This is a genomic window from Enterobacter sp. 237C8, assembly GCF_034106865.1.
Classification (GTDB): Bacteria; Pseudomonadota; Gammaproteobacteria; order Enterobacterales; family Enterobacteriaceae; genus Enterobacter; species Enterobacter asburiae_B.
Genome location: NZ_JAWNDF010000001.1, coordinates 635,863 through 651,223 on the forward strand (window position 1 = coordinate 635,863; position 15,361 = coordinate 651,223).

The following is a 15,361-nucleotide window of genomic DNA, read 5'->3' on the forward strand; positions in this document are numbered from 1 at the left end:
GGTTCTCACCGGGCCTTTTCTTTAATACATCACCTTGTGGCCGTACTGTTCAAGAATACCTTTGACGCGTTCCATCGTCTCTTTCTTCGGCGGCTTCACGCCATCGAGTTTGTACTCTTCGCCCATTGCTACCCATTTATGTTTACCCAGCTCGTGATAGGGCAGAAGCTCGATTTTCTCGACGTTGCCCATGTCGCGGGTAAATTCCCCCAGGCGGTGCGCGGAGTCGTCGTCATCTGACCAGCCGGGAACCACCACGTAGCGGATCCAGGTTTTGATGCCTTTATCGGCAATGTATTTGGCGAATTCCAGCGTGCGGTGGTTTGAGACGCCAACGAGGTTCTGGTGGATCTCATCGTTCATCTGTTTGAGATCGAGCATCACCAGATCGGTCACTTCAAGCAGCTCGTCGATAACCGGATCGTAGCGGCGTACAAAGCCGTTGGTGTCGAGGCAGGTATGAATGCCTTCTTTGTGGCAGGCACGGAACCAGTCGCGGACAAATTCGGCCTGCAGAATGGCTTCACCGCCGGATGCGGTGACGCCGCCGCCGGACGCGTTCATAAAGTGGCGGTAGGTCACCACCTCTTTCATCAAGTCTTCAACGGTCACTTCTTTACCGCCATGGGTATCCCAGGTGTCACGGTTATGGCAGTACAGGCAGCGCATCAGGCAGCCCTGGAAAAAGGTGATGAAACGGATACCCGGGCCATCGACGGTGCCACAGGATTCAAAGGAGTGAATGCGACCAATAATTGACATTGCGGTGATATCTCCAGCATCGGCCCGTCCGGGGCCTGAGTATGCACAGCTCAAAGCCGGCTGTGTTGAAGTCTGTTTTGGCTGATATCCATAGAGTATAGATAGCGGACAAAAGAGACTGAGGTGGAGAGGGTGCTAAAAAGGCCCCACTGACGTGGAGCCTTTATTGTACGCTTTTTAACGCGTGATTTCAGTCAATTCCACTTACATGGACTGAGTGAAAGTACGGGTGATAACGTCCTGCTGCTGTTCTTTAGTCAGGGAGTTAAAACGTACTGCGTAGCCAGATACGCGGATGGTCAGCTGAGGATATTTCTCAGGGTGTTCCATCGCGTCGAGCAGCATTTCACGGTTCATGACGTTCACGTTCAGGTGCTGACCACCTTCGATGGACGCTTCGTGGTGGAAGTAACCATCCATCAGACCCGCGAGGTTAGTTTTACGCACTTCGTCGTCTTTACCCAGCGCGTTTGGCACGATAGAGAAGGTATAAGAGATACCATCTTTCGCGTAAGCAAACGGCAGTTTAGCAACGGAGGTCAGAGAGGCAACCGCACCTTTCTGGTCACGACCGTGCATTGGGTTAGCACCTGGGCCGAATGGCGCGCCAGCACGACGACCGTCTGGGGTGTTACCGGTTTTCTTACCATACACAACGTTAGAGGTGATGGTCAGAACAGACTGAGTCGGGATAGCGTTACGGTAAGTAGTCAGTTTCTGAATTTTCTTCATGAAACGTTCTACCAGGTCAACCGCCATGTCATCAACGCGAGAGTCGTTGTTACCAAACTGCGGATATTCACCTTCGATTTCGAAGTCTACAGCCAGGCCGTCTTCGTCACGAATTGGTTTAACTTTCGCATATTTGATTGCAGACAGGGAGTCAGCAGCAACGGACAGACCAGCGATACCACACGCCATGGTGCGGATAACGTCACGGTCGTGCAGCGCCATCAGAGAGGCTTCGTAGCTGTACTTGTCGTGCATGTAGTGGATTACGTTCAGCGCAGTGACGTACTGTTTAGCCAGCCAGTCCATGAAGTGATCCATACGTTCCATCACTTCGTCGAAGTTCAGAACGTCGCCTTTGATCGGCTCAGACTTAGGACCAACCTGCATTTTCAGTTTTTCATCAACGCCGCCGTTGATTGCGTACAGCATGGTTTTCGCCAGGTTTGCACGCGCACCGAAGAACTGCATTTGTTTACCAACAACCATTGGGCTTACGCAGCAAGCGATAGCGTAATCGTCGTTGTTGAAGTCCGGACGCATCAGGTCATCGTTCTCGTACTGCAGAGAAGAGGTATCGATGGACACTTTTGCGGCGAATTTCTTGAAGTTCAGAGGCAGTTTTTCAGACCACAGAACGGTGATGTTCGGCTCCGGAGAAGGACCCATGGTGTACAGGGTGTTCAGGAAGCGGAAGCTGTTTTTGGTTACCAGAGTACGACCGTCTACGCCCATACCACCGATTGATTCTGTTGCCCAGATTGGGTCACCAGAGAACAGCTCATCGTATTCAGGAGTACGCAGGAAGCGAACCATACGCAGTTTCATAACCAGGTGGTCAATCATTTCCTGAGCGTCTTGCTCGGTGATTTTGCCTGCTTTGATGTCGCGTTCAATGTACGCATCCAGGAAGGTGGATACGCGACCGAAGGACATTGCTGCACCGTTCTGAGACTTAACTGCGGCCAGGTAGCCGAAGTAGGTCCACTGGATAGCTTCCTGAGCGTTGGTCGCCGGACCAGAGATATCGCAGCCATATTTTGCCGCCATCTCTTTGATCTGACCCAGCGCGCGGTGCTGTTCAGCGATTTCTTCACGCAGACGGATAGTCGCTTCCAGGTTTACGCCGTTTTCCAGATCGGACTGCAGGGAAACAAACTGCGCGTACTTGTCTTTCATCAGGAAGTCGATACCGTACAGCGCAACGCGACGGTAGTCACCGATGATACGGCCACGGCCATACGCATCTGGCAGACCAGTCAGAACGCCAGATTTACGGCAGTTCAGAATGTCTTTGGTGTAAACATCGAATACGCCCTGGTTGTGGGTTTTGCGGTATTCGGTGAAGATTTTTTTCAGCATTGGGTCCAGCTCGCGGTTATACGCTTTGCAGGAACCTTCAACCATTTTGATACCACCGAACGGGATGATTGCGCGTTTCAGTGGTGCTTCAGTCTGCAGACCAACGATTTTCTCAAGGGCTTTGTTGATGTAGCCAGCATCGTGAGAAGTGATGGTGGAAGCAACGGATGTGTCAAAATCAACTGGCGCGTGAGTGCGGTTTTCCAGTTTAACGCCTTCCATTACGCTGTCCCACAGCTTGGTGGTCGCGTCAGTTGCGCCAGCCAGGAAGGATTCGTCACCTTCATACGGGGTATAGTTTTTCTGAATGAAGTCACGTACGTTTACTTCATTCTGCCAGTCACCTTTCGCAAAACCTTCCCAGGCTGTGGCTAACTTTTCATTAAGCTCGGACATGTAACACCTACCTTCTTAAGTGGATTTTTTATTTACTGCCTGAGAAAACCATCAATGATGATCGTCGCCACGCAGGTAAATGACCCAGTATGTCAACCCAACTAACAGACCCCCACCGATAATGTTCCCGATAGTGACAGGGATCAGGTTATCAGTAATGAAATTCATAATAGTCAGGTGAGAGAAACTTTCCGGGGATGAACCAACTGCGGTCCAGAACTCCGGGCTTGCAAAGTCGCGGATGACAATGCCCATTGGGATCATGAACATATTCGCGATACTGTGCTCAAAGCCGCTGGCAACAAACATCGCAACCGGCAGAACCATAATTAAGGCTTTGTCCATCAGGCTACGACCCGAGTAGCTCATCCATACAGCCAGGCAGACCATCAGGTTAGCGAGGATGCCGAGAGCAACGGCTTCGATAAATGTGTGGTGCATTTTGTGGTCGGCGGTTTGCAGGACGTTAAGGCCCCAGCCACCGTTGGCGGTCATATACTCGCCAGAAAGCCACATCAACAAAACAAAGAGCAGACAGCCAACCAGGTTACCCACGTAGACGTTAAGCCAGTTACGTGCCAGCTGACCCCAGGTAATTCTTCCGCTGGCCTTTGCCACGACAATCAGCACCGTTGAGGTGAAGAGGTCGGCGCCGCAGATGACGCAGAGAATCAGACCCAGTGAGAAGCAAATGCCGCCAATCAGTTTGGCCATGCCGAAAGGCATTCCGGCAGTACCGGTGGTGGCGGTGATGTAGAAGACGAAAGCGATAGAGATGAACACACCAGCCGTGATCGCCAGATAGAACGTCTTCATCGGGTGTTTCGTTGCTTTATAGACACCCGCTTCTTCGGCAACTTTGGCCATCGCAGCAGGGAGTAAAAGATCAAAAGGGTTGTCAGCTTTCACACTAACTCTCTCTTTATTAAGTCGGCGACGAGATACTAACAAAGCATTATAGAAGAGAAATTGATATAGATCATATCTCGCCTGGCTTATAGGCCCGCAGTGTGTATGGTTTTACAGCAAATGCGGAGTAAGTATTTGATTATCCGTATAAAAATAAATTTTAAAAGTTATGAAAAGAGTTGAATTTTTTCGTTCAGCCACCTCTGACACAGTTAATTAATATGGAGTATTTACCATAAAAAGTAACAGTAAAGCCCAGGTAAATATTATTATATTTACCCATGTTTAACTTTATTATTACAATCAAAAGTCATTGCCGAAGAAAATAAAAAACGGGGCAATGAAATTGCCCCGTAATATAGCCCAGACGATTGAATACGCCTACAGCTGGTAATGTTATGTGCGCTTATTTTGACCAGTAAGCGGCTTTTGCTTTCTGCAGTTTTTCGTAGGCCTTCAGCAGCGACTGATGCGCCGGGAAGGCTTTCAGATCGCTATCAACAGCCTGCAGGCCAAAGAACGGCTCTTCGCCGCTCAGGGCTGCACTGGCTGCTTCTACGGCCTCAGCTCCGTACATCCGCACGAAAGCATTCAGGTATTGCAGCGGCTCGCGATCCTCTTCCTGGGCCAGCAGCAGCAGGGTTTGCAGGCAGCGGTAATAATTGGTGCGCTCGGCAGAGAAGACCGACTGGTTGAATTCCATGGTCCACTCGGTCCAGGCCAGGGCCTGATCCAAATCGCCACCCGCCAGGGCCAGCATCGCTTTCAGCTCACCGATGCGCAGGGTATACCAGCCGTTGTCTTTACCGGTCGCCAGGCCCAGCAGTTCGCGTACGCGGGTAAAGTCATCGTGGCCTTCTTCGTCCAGCTGGGCGATCAGGTTCAGATAATCTTCTTTCTCCCACTCGCTGCCCGGCAGAGCCAGCAGCGTTTCGCGCAGGTGCGCGCCCATGCTGTTATTGGCCAGCCACAGATCTTCAGCCGGGTAGATGTCGGACATGCCCGGAACGATAATGCGGCACGCGTAGACGCCAAGATGTTCGTAGTCGGCAATGTAGACTTCCCGATCTTCCGCGTTGAAGATGGCCATCAGCGTGGCGAACTCTTCTTCCGTGGTCCCGGCAAAGCTCCAGTCCACGAACGGATAGTCGGCGTCCTGCTTGAACATATCCCAGGAAATTAAACCGCTGGAGTCGATGAAATGGGTTTCAAGGTTGGTATGCTCGGCCACTTCTTCATCGTCAAACGTTGGCGGGGTGAAGACGTCGAGATCTTTCAGGCTACGGCCCTGCAGCAGCTCGGTAACGGTACGCTCCAGCGCCACGCCGAAGTCAGGGTGCGCGCCGAATGAGGCGAAGCAGGTACCGTTGGTCGGGTTAAACAGCACGACGCAGATAACCGGATACTTACCGCCCAGCGAGCCGTCATAGGCAAAGATTGGGAAACCTTCGGCTTCCAGCTTGGCGATGGACTCCACTACGCCCGGGTAGCGCGCCAGCACGTCTGCCGGAATTTCAGGCAGGCTGATGGATTCGGCAATAATGCGGTTTTTGATGTGACGCTCGAAGACTTCAGACAGACCCTGCACGCGCGCTTCATTGCGGGTGTTACCGGCGGACATGCCGTTGGATACATACAGGTTGCCGACGATGTTCATCGGGATATAGACGGTCTGCTCGTCAGACTGACGGGTAAAGGGCAGGGCGCAAATACCGCGATCGTCGTTTCCGGACTGCAGATCGATCAGCATGCTGGCGGTCAGTTCGCTGTCTGGATCGTAGAAGGCACGCAGGCGCGCGTCGAGAATACCTTCCGGCAGCTCGTCATCTTCGGTCAGCGGGAACCATTTTTCATTTGGATAGTGAACGAACGGGCCGTTAGCGATGGTTTCGCCCAGCCAGAAATCAGCGAAGAAATAGTTGGTGGACAGACGCTCAAAATACTCACCCAGCGCAGAGGCCAGTGCCGCTTTTTTCGTCGCGCCTTTACCGTTGGTAAAGCACAGGGCACAGTCTTTATCGCGAATATGCACGGACCAGACATGAGGCACCGGATTGAGCCAGGAGGCTTCTTCGATGTTAAAACCCAGGTCGGTCAGTTTCTGCTGGAAGCGAGCGATGGAATCTTCCAGAGCGGCGTCTTTGCCGGGGATAAACGTTTGAGTCATGGCGTTCACTTTTATCGTACGTAAAGCGCGCAATGATACGGGTTTTGCGTGACGGGTGCTATCTTCGGCGAAAATAAAAGGCTGGGCTATGCTTAGTGGCAGTAACTGACTGTTAAGGCATAGAAAAATGAAAGCATTTGATCTCCAGCGGATGGCGTTTGATAAAGTTCCTCCTGAATTTCTGGGCGAAGTGGCGCTGCGCAGCCTGTATACCTTCGTCCTCGTCTTCCTGTTTCTTAAAATCACCGGCCGCCGCGGCGTGCGGCAGATGTCGCTCTTTGAGGTGTTGATCATCCTTACGCTGGGCTCGGCGGCGGGTGACGTCGCCTTTTATGACGACGTGCCGATGGTGCCGGTGTTTATCGTTTTTGTCTCACTGGCGCTACTTTATCGCCTTGTCATGTGGCTGATGTCGAAAAGCGAAAAGCTGGAAGATCTGCTTGAAGGGAAGCCGGTCGTTATCGTCGAGGACGGACAGCTGGCCTGGGAAAATGTACAAAGCGCCAATATGACCGAGTTTGAGTTCTTTATGGAGCTTCGCCTGAACAGCGTTGAACAGCTCGGGCAGGTGCGTCTGGCGATCATGGAAACCAACGGGCAGATCAGCGTCTATTACTATCCTGACGACGAGGTGAAGCCGGGACTGTGTATCCTGCCGGATATGCTGATCGAGCGTTTCAGAACCGTACCTGAGGCAGGCGAGTATGCTTGCGTAAGATGTAGCCATGTAGTCGCGATGCAGCCGGGGGATCGCCAATTATGCCCCCGCTGTGCAAATCCGGAATGGACGAAGGTTAGCCGGGCCAAACGCATCACCTGACAGCCATTTTGTCGGTTTTGTCCTGGCGAGGCGGCAGATTGTTTTGTGTGACGCGGGGCACATTTCACGGGTCATAAGTTTTAGACATTGCGGCGCGTGTCACTGAATGATAAAACCGATATCCACAGTTATAACTTATGGCTTTTAGCGTGGTGAGGGGAAATGGCTCAAGTCTTTAATTTCAGTTCAGGTCCGGCAATGTTACCGGCAGACGTGCTTAAACAGGCTCAACAGGAACTCTGTGACTGGAACGGTCTCGGTACGTCGGTGATGGAAATCAGCCACCGTGGTAAAGAGTTTATTCAGGTGGCGGAAGAGGCAGAAAAGGATTTTCGCGATCTGCTGAATATTCCCTCGAACTACAAAGTATTGTTCTGTCACGGCGGTGGACGCGGCCAGTTTGCAGGCGTTCCGCTGAATATCCTCGGCGACAAAACGACGGCTGACTACGTTGACGCGGGTTACTGGGCGGCAAGCGCCGTTAAAGAAGCGCATAAATACTGCACGCCGAATGTTATCGACGCCAAAGTGACCGTTGACGGTCTGCGCGCCGTGAAGCCAATGAGCGAGTGGCAGCTTTCCGATAACGCAGCGTATCTGCACTACTGCCCGAACGAAACCATTGACGGGATTGCCATCGACGAGACGCCAAACTTCGGTAGCGATGTCGTGGTTGCCGCCGACTTCTCCTCCACCATTCTGTCTGCGCCAATTGATGTCAGCCGCTACGGCGTTATCTATGCGGGCGCGCAGAAAAATATCGGCCCGGCCGGTTTGACTATCGTCGTTGTGCGTGAAGACCTGCTGGGTAAAGCACATAAATCCTGTCCTTCGATTCTCGATTACACCGTGCTGAACGATAACGATTCGATGTTCAACACCCCACCAACGTTTGCCTGGTATCTCTCCGGCCTGGTCTTCAAATGGCTGAAGCAAAACGGCGGCGTGGCGCAGATGGACAAGGTCAATCAGCAGAAAGCTGAACTGCTGTATGGCGTGATCGACAAGAGCGATTTCTACCGCAACGATGTGGCGAAAGCGAACCGTTCCCGCATGAACGTGCCGTTCCAGCTGGCGGACAGCAGCCTGGACAAAGTGTTCCTGGAAGAGTCCTTCGCGGCAGGTCTGCATGCGCTCAAAGGTCACCGTGTCGTTGGCGGCATGCGTGCCTCCATCTATAACGCGATGCCGCTGGAAGGCGTTAAAGCCCTGACGGATTTCATGATCGACTTCGAACGTCGTCACGGTTAATTTGCTGTTTTTCACCCCCGCAGCGTCCCTGCGGGGTTTTTATTATGTTGAGTTGAGAGTTTAGTTTTCATGGAATCCCTGACGTTACAACCTATCGCGCGGGTAGATGGCACCATTAATCTGCCTGGTTCAAAAAGTGTCTCGAACCGCGCTTTGCTGCTGGCAGCTCTGGCAAACGGCACCACCGTCCTCACAAACCTGCTGGACAGCGATGACGTGCGCCATATGCTCAATGCGCTGAAAGCGTTGGGCGTTCATTACACTCTCTCCGACGATCGTACCCGCTGCGAAGTGACCGGCAACGGCGGCGCGCTGCGTTCGGGCGAAGAGCTTGAGCTGTTTCTGGGCAACGCGGGTACCGCGATGCGCCCGCTGGCGGCGGCCCTGTGCCTGGGGAGCAACAACATCGTGCTGACCGGCGAGCCGCGCATGAAGGAGCGTCCGATTGGTCACCTGGTGGACGCCCTGCGTCAGGGCGGCGCGCAGATTGAGTATCTGGAGCAGGAAAACTATCCGCCACTGCGTCTGCGCGGCGGTTTTACCGGCGGTAACGTCGAGGTTGACGGCAGCGTTTCCAGCCAGTTCCTGACGGCACTGCTGATGACCGCGCCGCTGGCACCGCAGGATACGGTTATCACCATTAAAGGTGAGCTGGTCTCCAAACCGTACATTGATATCACGCTGCACCTGATGAAAACCTTCGGCGTTGAGGTGGAAAATCAGTCCTATCAGCGCTTCGTGGTGCGCGGGGCGCAGCAGTACCAGTCTCCGGGCAACTACCTGGTTGAAGGGGATGCGTCATCCGCGTCTTACTTCCTGGCTGCGGGGGCGATTAAAGGCGGCACGGTAAAAGTGACCGGTATTGGCCGTAACAGCGTGCAGGGCGACATCCGTTTTGCGGACGTGCTGGAAAAAATGGGTGCCATTGTCACCTGGGGCGATGACTTCATCTCCTGTACCCACGGCGAGCTGAACGCCATCGACATGGACATGAACCATATCCCGGATGCGGCGATGACCATTGCCACGGCGGCGCTGTTTGCCAAAGGCACGACCACGCTGCGTAATATCTACAACTGGCGCGTAAAAGAGACGGACCGCCTGTTCGCAATGGCGACAGAGCTGCGAAAAGTCGGTGCCGAGGTGGAAGAGGGCGAAGACTACATTCGCGTGACCCCTCCGGCAAAACTGCAGTTTGCGGAAATCGGCACCTACAACGATCACCGCATGGCGATGTGCTTCTCGCTGGTGGCGCTGTCAGATACGCCTGTAACGATTCTTGACCCGAAATGTACCGCGAAAACCTTCCCGGACTACTTCGAACAGCTGGCACGCATTAGCACGCTGGCCTGATAACGCCTTGCCGCATCGCCCGATGCGGCATTTGCTTACGCTTCATTACGAACACCTCCGCTCATTTCTTCTACACTCTGCTTCAATCATTCCGTAATTTGCACGCAAAGGTAACAGTTGCGCACGTTGGCGCGTATAATGCGCGGCGTTCATGTAAACGGTATGCCTTATTTAAGGAGAAAAAGATGACGGCAGTTGCCCCGGTAATCACCATTGATGGGCCGAGTGGCGCAGGGAAAGGTACTCTGTGCAAAGCGATGGCGGAAGCATTGCAATGGCATCTTTTAGATTCGGGAGCAATCTATCGCGTGCTGGCGCTGGCCGCGCTACATCACCATGTGGATGTAGCGTCTGAAGAAGCGCTGGTTCCGCTGGCTGCGCATCTGGATGTGCGTTTCGTATCGACCGATGGCAACCTGGAAGTCATCCTTGAAGGGGAAGACGTGAGCGGCGAAATCCGTACGCAGGAAGTAGCTAATGCGGCCTCTCAGGTCGCGGCGTTCCCGCGCGTTCGCGAGGCGCTGTTACGTCGTCAGCGCGCGTTCCGTGAAGCCCCGGGTCTGATCGCTGACGGACGCGATATGGGAACCGTGGTATTCCCTGATGCACCTGTGAAAATTTTCCTCGACGCCTCTTCGGAAGAACGTGCTCAACGCCGCATGCTTCAGTTGCAGGAAAAGGGGTTTAGTGTTAACTTTGATCGCCTTTTATCCGAGATAAAAGAGCGCGATGACCGCGATCGTAACCGCGCCGTCGCCCCACTTGTTCCTGCAGAAGATGCATTAGTTCTGGATTCAACCAGTTTAACTATTGAGCAAGTGATTGAAAAAGCGCTACAATATGCGCGCCAAAAACTGGCACTCGCGTAATCGTGACCGATTTAGCAGTACCCCCGCTGCAATGGATTGACGGCGGGTATGTGAAACAACCCCATCCGGCACGGAGCCAGGTGGACGTTAATATTAACCTGAAGATTAAACATGACTGAATCTTTTGCTCAACTGTTTGAAGAATCCTTAAAAACAATCGAAACCCGCCCGGGTTCCATCGTTCGCGGTGTTGTTGTTGCTATCGACAAAGACGTAGTACTGGTTGACGCCGGTCTGAAATCTGAGTCCGCCATTCCGGCAGAGCAGTTCAAAAACGCCCAGGGCGAGCTGGAAATCCAGGTAGGTGACGAAGTTGACGTTGCTCTGGACGCAGTAGAAGACGGCTTCGGTGAAACCCTGCTTTCTCGTGAGAAAGCTAAACGTCACGAAGCATGGATCACGCTGGAAAAAGCTTACGAAGAAGCTGAAACTGTGGTCGGTGTTATCAACGGCAAAGTTAAAGGTGGCTTCACTGTTGAGCTGAATGGTATTCGTGCGTTCCTGCCAGGTTCTCTGGTAGACGTTCGTCCAGTTCGTGACACTCTGCACCTGGAAGGCAAAGAGCTTGAGTTCAAAGTAATCAAGCTGGACCAGAAGCGTAACAACGTTGTTGTATCCCGTCGTGCCGTTATCGAATCCGAAAACAGCGCAGAACGCGATCAGCTGCTGGAAAACCTGCAGGAAGGCATGGAAGTCAAAGGTATCGTTAAGAACCTCACTGACTACGGCGCATTCGTTGACCTGGGCGGCGTTGATGGCCTGCTGCACATCACCGACATGGCGTGGAAACGCGTTAAGCACCCAAGCGAAATCGTGAACGTGGGCGACGAAATCACTGTTAAAGTGCTGAAGTTCGACCGCGAGCGTACTCGTGTATCCCTCGGCCTGAAACAGCTGGGCGAAGATCCATGGGTAGCTATCGCTAAGCGTTACCCAGAAGGTACTAAACTGACTGGTCGCGTAACCAACCTGACTGACTACGGCTGCTTCGTTGAAATCGAAGAAGGCGTTGAAGGTCTGGTGCACGTTTCCGAAATGGACTGGACCAACAAAAACATCCACCCATCCAAAGTTGTTAACGTTGGTGATGTAGTGGAAGTGATGGTTCTGGATATCGACGAAGAACGTCGTCGTATCTCCCTGGGCCTGAAACAGTGCAAAAACAACCCATGGCAGCAGTTCGCGGAAACCCACAACAAGGGTGACCGTGTTGAAGGTAAAATCAAGTCTATCACTGACTTCGGTATCTTCATCGGCCTGGACGGCGGCATCGATGGCCTGGTTCACCTGTCTGACATCTCCTGGAACGTTGCAGGCGAAGAAGCAGTTCGTGAATACAAAAAAGGCGACGAAATCGCTGCAGTTGTTCTGCAGGTTGACGCAGAGCGTGAGCGTATCTCCCTGGGCGTTAAACAGCTCGCAGAAGATCCGTTCAACAACTGGGTTGCACTGAACAAGAAAGGCGCAATCGTAAACGGTAAAGTGACTGCAGTTGACGCTAAAGGCGCAACCGTAGAACTGGCTGACGGCGTTGAAGGTTACCTGCGCGCTTCTGAAGCTTCACGTGACCGCGTTGAAGATGCCACTCTGGTTCTGAACGTAGGCGACGACGTTGAAGCTAAGTTCACCGGTGTTGACCGTAAGAACCGTGCAATCAGCCTGTCTGTTCGTGCTAAAGACGAAGCTGATGAGAAAGATGCAATCGCAACTGTTAACAAACAGGAAGATGCAAACTTCTCTAACAACGCAATGGCTGAAGCTTTCAAAGCAGCTAAAGGCGAGTAATATCAGGTTCTCAGCATCATTTGCGCTGTAACGCATTTACAGCGTGAAGGATGAGGAGCAAACTTGACAGATTGCAGGATTCGTCCTGTAATCAATAACAAAGGGCGGCTACGGCCGCCCTTGTTTAATGAGCTGTTCAGCTAATTGGTTTGAAAGGAACCGGAGGAATCATGACCAAGTCAGAATTGATTGAAAGACTTGCCAGTCAGCAACCGCATATCCCTGCCAAGGCAGTGGAAGATGCCGTAAAAGAGATGCTGGAGCATATGGCCTCCACTCTTGCCCAGGGCGAGCGCATTGAAATCCGCGGTTTCGGTAGTTTTTCTCTGCACTATCGTGCTCCACGTACCGGGCGTAACCCGAAAACTGGCGATAAAGTCGAGCTGGAAGGTAAGTACGTTCCACACTTTAAGCCGGGTAAAGAACTGCGCGATCGCGCCAATATTTACGGTAACTGAGTTTAGCCAGTCGGTTAAACTGGGTTCGAAAGAAAGCACCTGCGGGTGCTTTTTTTGTCTCTGTCGCTTTCATTCTGAAGATACCCCGCATTTTCCGTTTCGTTTTCTGCAAACCGATAAAAACAGCACAGCGCGCGCTGTAAAACGCATTCTTACCATCTGACAATTCCTTCTACCTGATTACATACTGCCCCTCTGAAACAGGGAGGTAGCAATGGGAATTCCCGCGCTTAGTATCTGCGCCATTCTGGCGATAGCCCCGTTACTCTGGTTACCTGAACTGCCATCACGTCACACCGTGTGGATAATGATTGTTGGCGGGATCGTGCTGGCCGCACGGCGAAACGTACGACTGAAGTATGCGGGTATCACGCTGTTATGTTGCGTGTGGGGTATTCTGGCTGCGAAGGAGAGCGTCTGGCCGATGCAGCATTTAACCACGGGGGCCGTGCAGGCTGAGGTAGCGATCACCGCCACAGATGGCGCAACGCAGCATCAGGGAAACATTCTTAGCATTGATGGCAAGCGCTGGTGGGCCTCTACCGGCATAACGCTGTATGGCAATTATCTGCCACAGAAAGCGTGTGCCGGTCAGCGCTGGACCATGACGCTCAGGCTCAGGCCTGCCCACGGCGAGCTGAACGACGGCGGTTATGATTCTCAGCGCAGCGCTTTTGCCCGCCATCAAACGCTGAGCGGGCGTTTCACCCGTGCGGAACTCGTTGATGGACGCTGCAGCCTGCGAGCGCAATATCTCATGTCACTGCAAAACCGCCTTTCTGCTTACCGATGGGGGGCAGTTATCCTCGGACTGGGAATGGGTGAACGTCTGGATGTGCCCCGGGAAATACAAGACCTGATGCGTGAAACCGGGACGCTGCATCTGATGGCGATTTCGGGACTGCATATCGCGCTGGCGGCATCCCTCGCCTGGTTACTCGCACGTGGGCTCCAGTTTTTATTACCCAGCCACCGGATCCACTGGCAAATGCCTCTTCTGGCCGGGTTATGCTTTGCCGCTTTCTACGCCTGGCTTACCGGTCTTCAACCGCCTGCGCTACGAACGGTCATCGCGCTTGCTGTGCTTGCAATGTTGCGGATCGCTGCCCGACAATGGTCTCCCTGGCAGGTGTGGGTTTGCTGTATCGCGGCAATCCTGATAAGCGATCCCTTAGCCATACTCTCGCAGAGTCTGCTCTTGTCTGCATTTGCCGTCGCCGCGCTGATTTTCTGGTTTCAGTGGCTACCTCTTCCTGGCTGGCGCAGGGCACGACGTCTACGGCCGCTGCTGAACCTGATCTATCTGCAGGTGGGTATGCTGATGCTGCTGATGCCGCTACAGGTCCTGATTTTCCATGGCTTCAGCATTTCTTCTCTGGTCGCGAATCTCCTTGCCGTTCCCCTGGTGACGTTTGTCTCCGTGCCGCTGATCCTGCTCGGTATGCTGCTTCATCTCCTACCGCTGGCGGCACTGGAAAGCATTGTCTGGTTCGCAGCCGATAAGTCACTTGCGGGGCTGTTTTGGCTCCTCATGCGCCTGCCTGACGGCTGGCAAAATGTCGACCAACGCTGGGAGTACATGACATTACTGCCCTGGCTTATCATCATCGGCTGGCGCTTTCGTGCCTGGAAAACCCTTCCAGCCGTTTGTCTGGCAGGAAGTGTCTTACTGACATTTCCTCTCTGGCGAACGGAAAAAAGCGAGAGCTGGACGCTGCATATGCTGGATGTGGGGCAGGGGCTGGCGATGGTCATTGAACGGCAGGGAAAAGCCATTCTCTATGATACCGGGCTCGCCTGGCCGGGCGGGGATAGCGCGCAGCGGTTGATCATCCCGTGGCTTCGCTGGCATCACCTGCGGCCTGAAGGCGTTATTCTCAGTCATGAGCACCTCGACCATGCGGGAGGACTCGCATCGTTGCAAAAAGCGTGGCCTGACGCGTGGGTAAGAAGCCCATTGCGCCAGGCGGGGCATCGCCCCTGTTTTCGCGGGCAGAGATGGAAATGGCAGGGACTCTCCTTCACCGTCCACTGGCCCCCCGAAAATTACCCGGCTCAGGGAAACAACCATTCCTGCGTGGTAAAGGTGGACGACGGTGAGCAGAGCGTTCTGCTAACGGGGGACATTGAAGCGCAGGCGGAACAGGCTATGCTTAGCCATTACTGGCGTTATCTGACGTCTACGCTTATACAGGTGCCCCATCATGGCAGCAATACTTCTTCTTCATTGCCGCTGGTGCAGCGGGTGGAAGGTCAGATCGCCCTGGATTCAGCGGCCCGCTATAACGCATGGCGATTCCCGTCGGCAAAAGTTGTCCGACGCTATCGAAAAGAGGGGTACATCTGGCACGATACCCCTCATTCTGGACAAATATCGGTGACATTCTCGCAACATCACTGGCAAATCCGGCGCTTGCGAGAGCAATTTTTACCCGTTTGGTATCATCAGTGGTTTGGCGAGCCCGTCGATAACGGGTAGAATATGCGGCTATTTCAACGA

At 53.3% G+C, this 15,361-nt stretch carries 11 protein-coding genes; 7 read left to right on the top strand and 4 right to left on the bottom strand.

Features of this window, described 5'->3' with window-relative positions; genetic code table 11:
* Positions 1-21 precede the first annotated feature (21 nt).
* From pflA to ycaO, 4 genes are all read right to left on the bottom strand, one after another.
* Positions 22-762 (bottom strand): pyruvate formate lyase 1-activating protein, encoded by a 741-nt coding sequence (pflA, locus tag USF70_RS03065; RefSeq protein ID WP_023310991.1) that lies wholly within the window; start codon positions 760-762, stop codon positions 22-24.
* Positions 763-966: 204 nt separating this feature from the next.
* The gene (pflB, locus tag USF70_RS03070) at positions 967-3,249 is read right to left on the bottom strand and encodes a formate C-acetyltransferase (protein WP_033145088.1); all 2,283 of its coding nucleotides are present in this window, start codon (positions 3,247-3,249) and stop codon (positions 967-969) included.
* A gap of 51 nt (positions 3,250-3,300) precedes the next feature.
* Positions 3,301-4,158 carry a formate transporter FocA gene (gene focA / locus USF70_RS03075; protein WP_008499974.1) on the bottom strand — a complete coding sequence of 286 codons (858 nt, stop codon included), beginning with the start codon at positions 4,156-4,158 and terminating at the stop codon, positions 3,301-3,303.
* Between the two features lie 406 nt (positions 4,159-4,564).
* Positions 4,565-6,325, bottom strand: coding sequence for a 30S ribosomal protein S12 methylthiotransferase accessory factor YcaO (gene ycaO / locus USF70_RS03080; RefSeq protein ID WP_320735259.1), 1,761 nt, complete (start codon positions 6,323-6,325; stop codon positions 4,565-4,567).
* Between the two features lie 127 nt (positions 6,326-6,452).
* Here ycaO and USF70_RS03085 point away from each other — a divergent pair, with 127 nt between their 5' ends.
* The 7 genes from USF70_RS03085 to USF70_RS03115 all read left to right on the top strand — a co-directional run bounded on the left by USF70_RS03085 (position 6,453) and on the right by USF70_RS03115 (position 15,340).
* Complete coding sequence (locus tag USF70_RS03085; protein ID WP_320735260.1) at positions 6,453-7,145, top strand: DUF421 domain-containing protein; 693 nt, start codon at positions 6,453-6,455, stop codon at positions 7,143-7,145.
* A gap of 162 nt (positions 7,146-7,307) precedes the next feature.
* The gene (gene serC / locus USF70_RS03090) at positions 7,308-8,396 is read left to right on the top strand and encodes a 3-phosphoserine/phosphohydroxythreonine transaminase (RefSeq protein ID WP_029739497.1); all 1,089 of its coding nucleotides are present in this window, start codon (positions 7,308-7,310) and stop codon (positions 8,394-8,396) included.
* Positions 8,397-8,465: 69 nt separating this feature from the next.
* Entirely contained in the window at positions 8,466-9,749 is a 1,284-nt protein-coding gene (aroA, locus tag USF70_RS03095) for a 3-phosphoshikimate 1-carboxyvinyltransferase (protein ID WP_033145092.1), read from the top strand.
* 185 nt (positions 9,750-9,934) lie between these two features.
* A complete protein-coding gene (cmk, locus tag USF70_RS03100; RefSeq protein ID WP_013097305.1) occupies positions 9,935-10,618 on the top strand; it encodes a (d)CMP kinase in 684 nt (227 codons plus the stop codon).
* A gap of 111 nt (positions 10,619-10,729) precedes the next feature.
* The gene (rpsA, locus tag USF70_RS03105) at positions 10,730-12,403 is read left to right on the top strand and encodes a 30S ribosomal protein S1 (RefSeq protein ID WP_014169387.1); all 1,674 of its coding nucleotides are present in this window, start codon (positions 10,730-10,732) and stop codon (positions 12,401-12,403) included.
* Positions 12,404-12,573: 170 nt separating this feature from the next.
* Complete coding sequence (gene ihfB / locus USF70_RS03110) at positions 12,574-12,861, top strand: integration host factor subunit beta (protein ID WP_008499965.1); 288 nt, start codon at positions 12,574-12,576, stop codon at positions 12,859-12,861.
* Between the two features lie 214 nt (positions 12,862-13,075).
* Positions 13,076-15,340: a ComEC family protein gene (locus tag USF70_RS03115; protein ID WP_320735261.1), complete on the top strand. Its 2,265-nt coding sequence runs from the start codon at positions 13,076-13,078 to the stop codon at positions 15,338-15,340.
* Positions 15,341-15,361: the final 21 nt, after the last annotated feature.

What these genes read in the sequence shown, in the direction of transcription:
- pflA (WP_023310991.1), bottom strand. Translation starts at nt 762, where the DNA reads ATGTCAATTATTGGTCGCATTCACTCCTTTGAATCCTGTGGCACCGTC.
- pflB (WP_033145088.1), bottom strand. Translation starts at nt 3,249, where the DNA reads ATGTCCGAGCTTAATGAAAAGTTAGCCACAGCCTGGGAAGGTTTTGCG.
- ycaO (WP_320735259.1), bottom strand. Translation starts at nt 6,325, where the DNA reads ATGACTCAAACGTTTATCCCCGGCAAAGACGCCGCTCTGGAAGATTCC.
- USF70_RS03085 (WP_320735260.1), top strand. Translation starts at nt 6,453, where the DNA reads ATGAAAGCATTTGATCTCCAGCGGATGGCGTTTGATAAAGTTCCTCCT.
- serC (WP_029739497.1), top strand. Translation starts at nt 7,308, where the DNA reads ATGGCTCAAGTCTTTAATTTCAGTTCAGGTCCGGCAATGTTACCGGCA.
- aroA (WP_033145092.1), top strand. Translation starts at nt 8,466, where the DNA reads ATGGAATCCCTGACGTTACAACCTATCGCGCGGGTAGATGGCACCATT.
- cmk (WP_013097305.1), top strand. Translation starts at nt 9,935, where the DNA reads ATGACGGCAGTTGCCCCGGTAATCACCATTGATGGGCCGAGTGGCGCA.
- rpsA (WP_014169387.1), top strand. Translation starts at nt 10,730, where the DNA reads ATGACTGAATCTTTTGCTCAACTGTTTGAAGAATCCTTAAAAACAATC.
- ihfB (WP_008499965.1), top strand. Translation starts at nt 12,574, where the DNA reads ATGACCAAGTCAGAATTGATTGAAAGACTTGCCAGTCAGCAACCGCAT.
- USF70_RS03115 (WP_320735261.1), top strand. Translation starts at nt 13,076, where the DNA reads ATGGGAATTCCCGCGCTTAGTATCTGCGCCATTCTGGCGATAGCCCCG.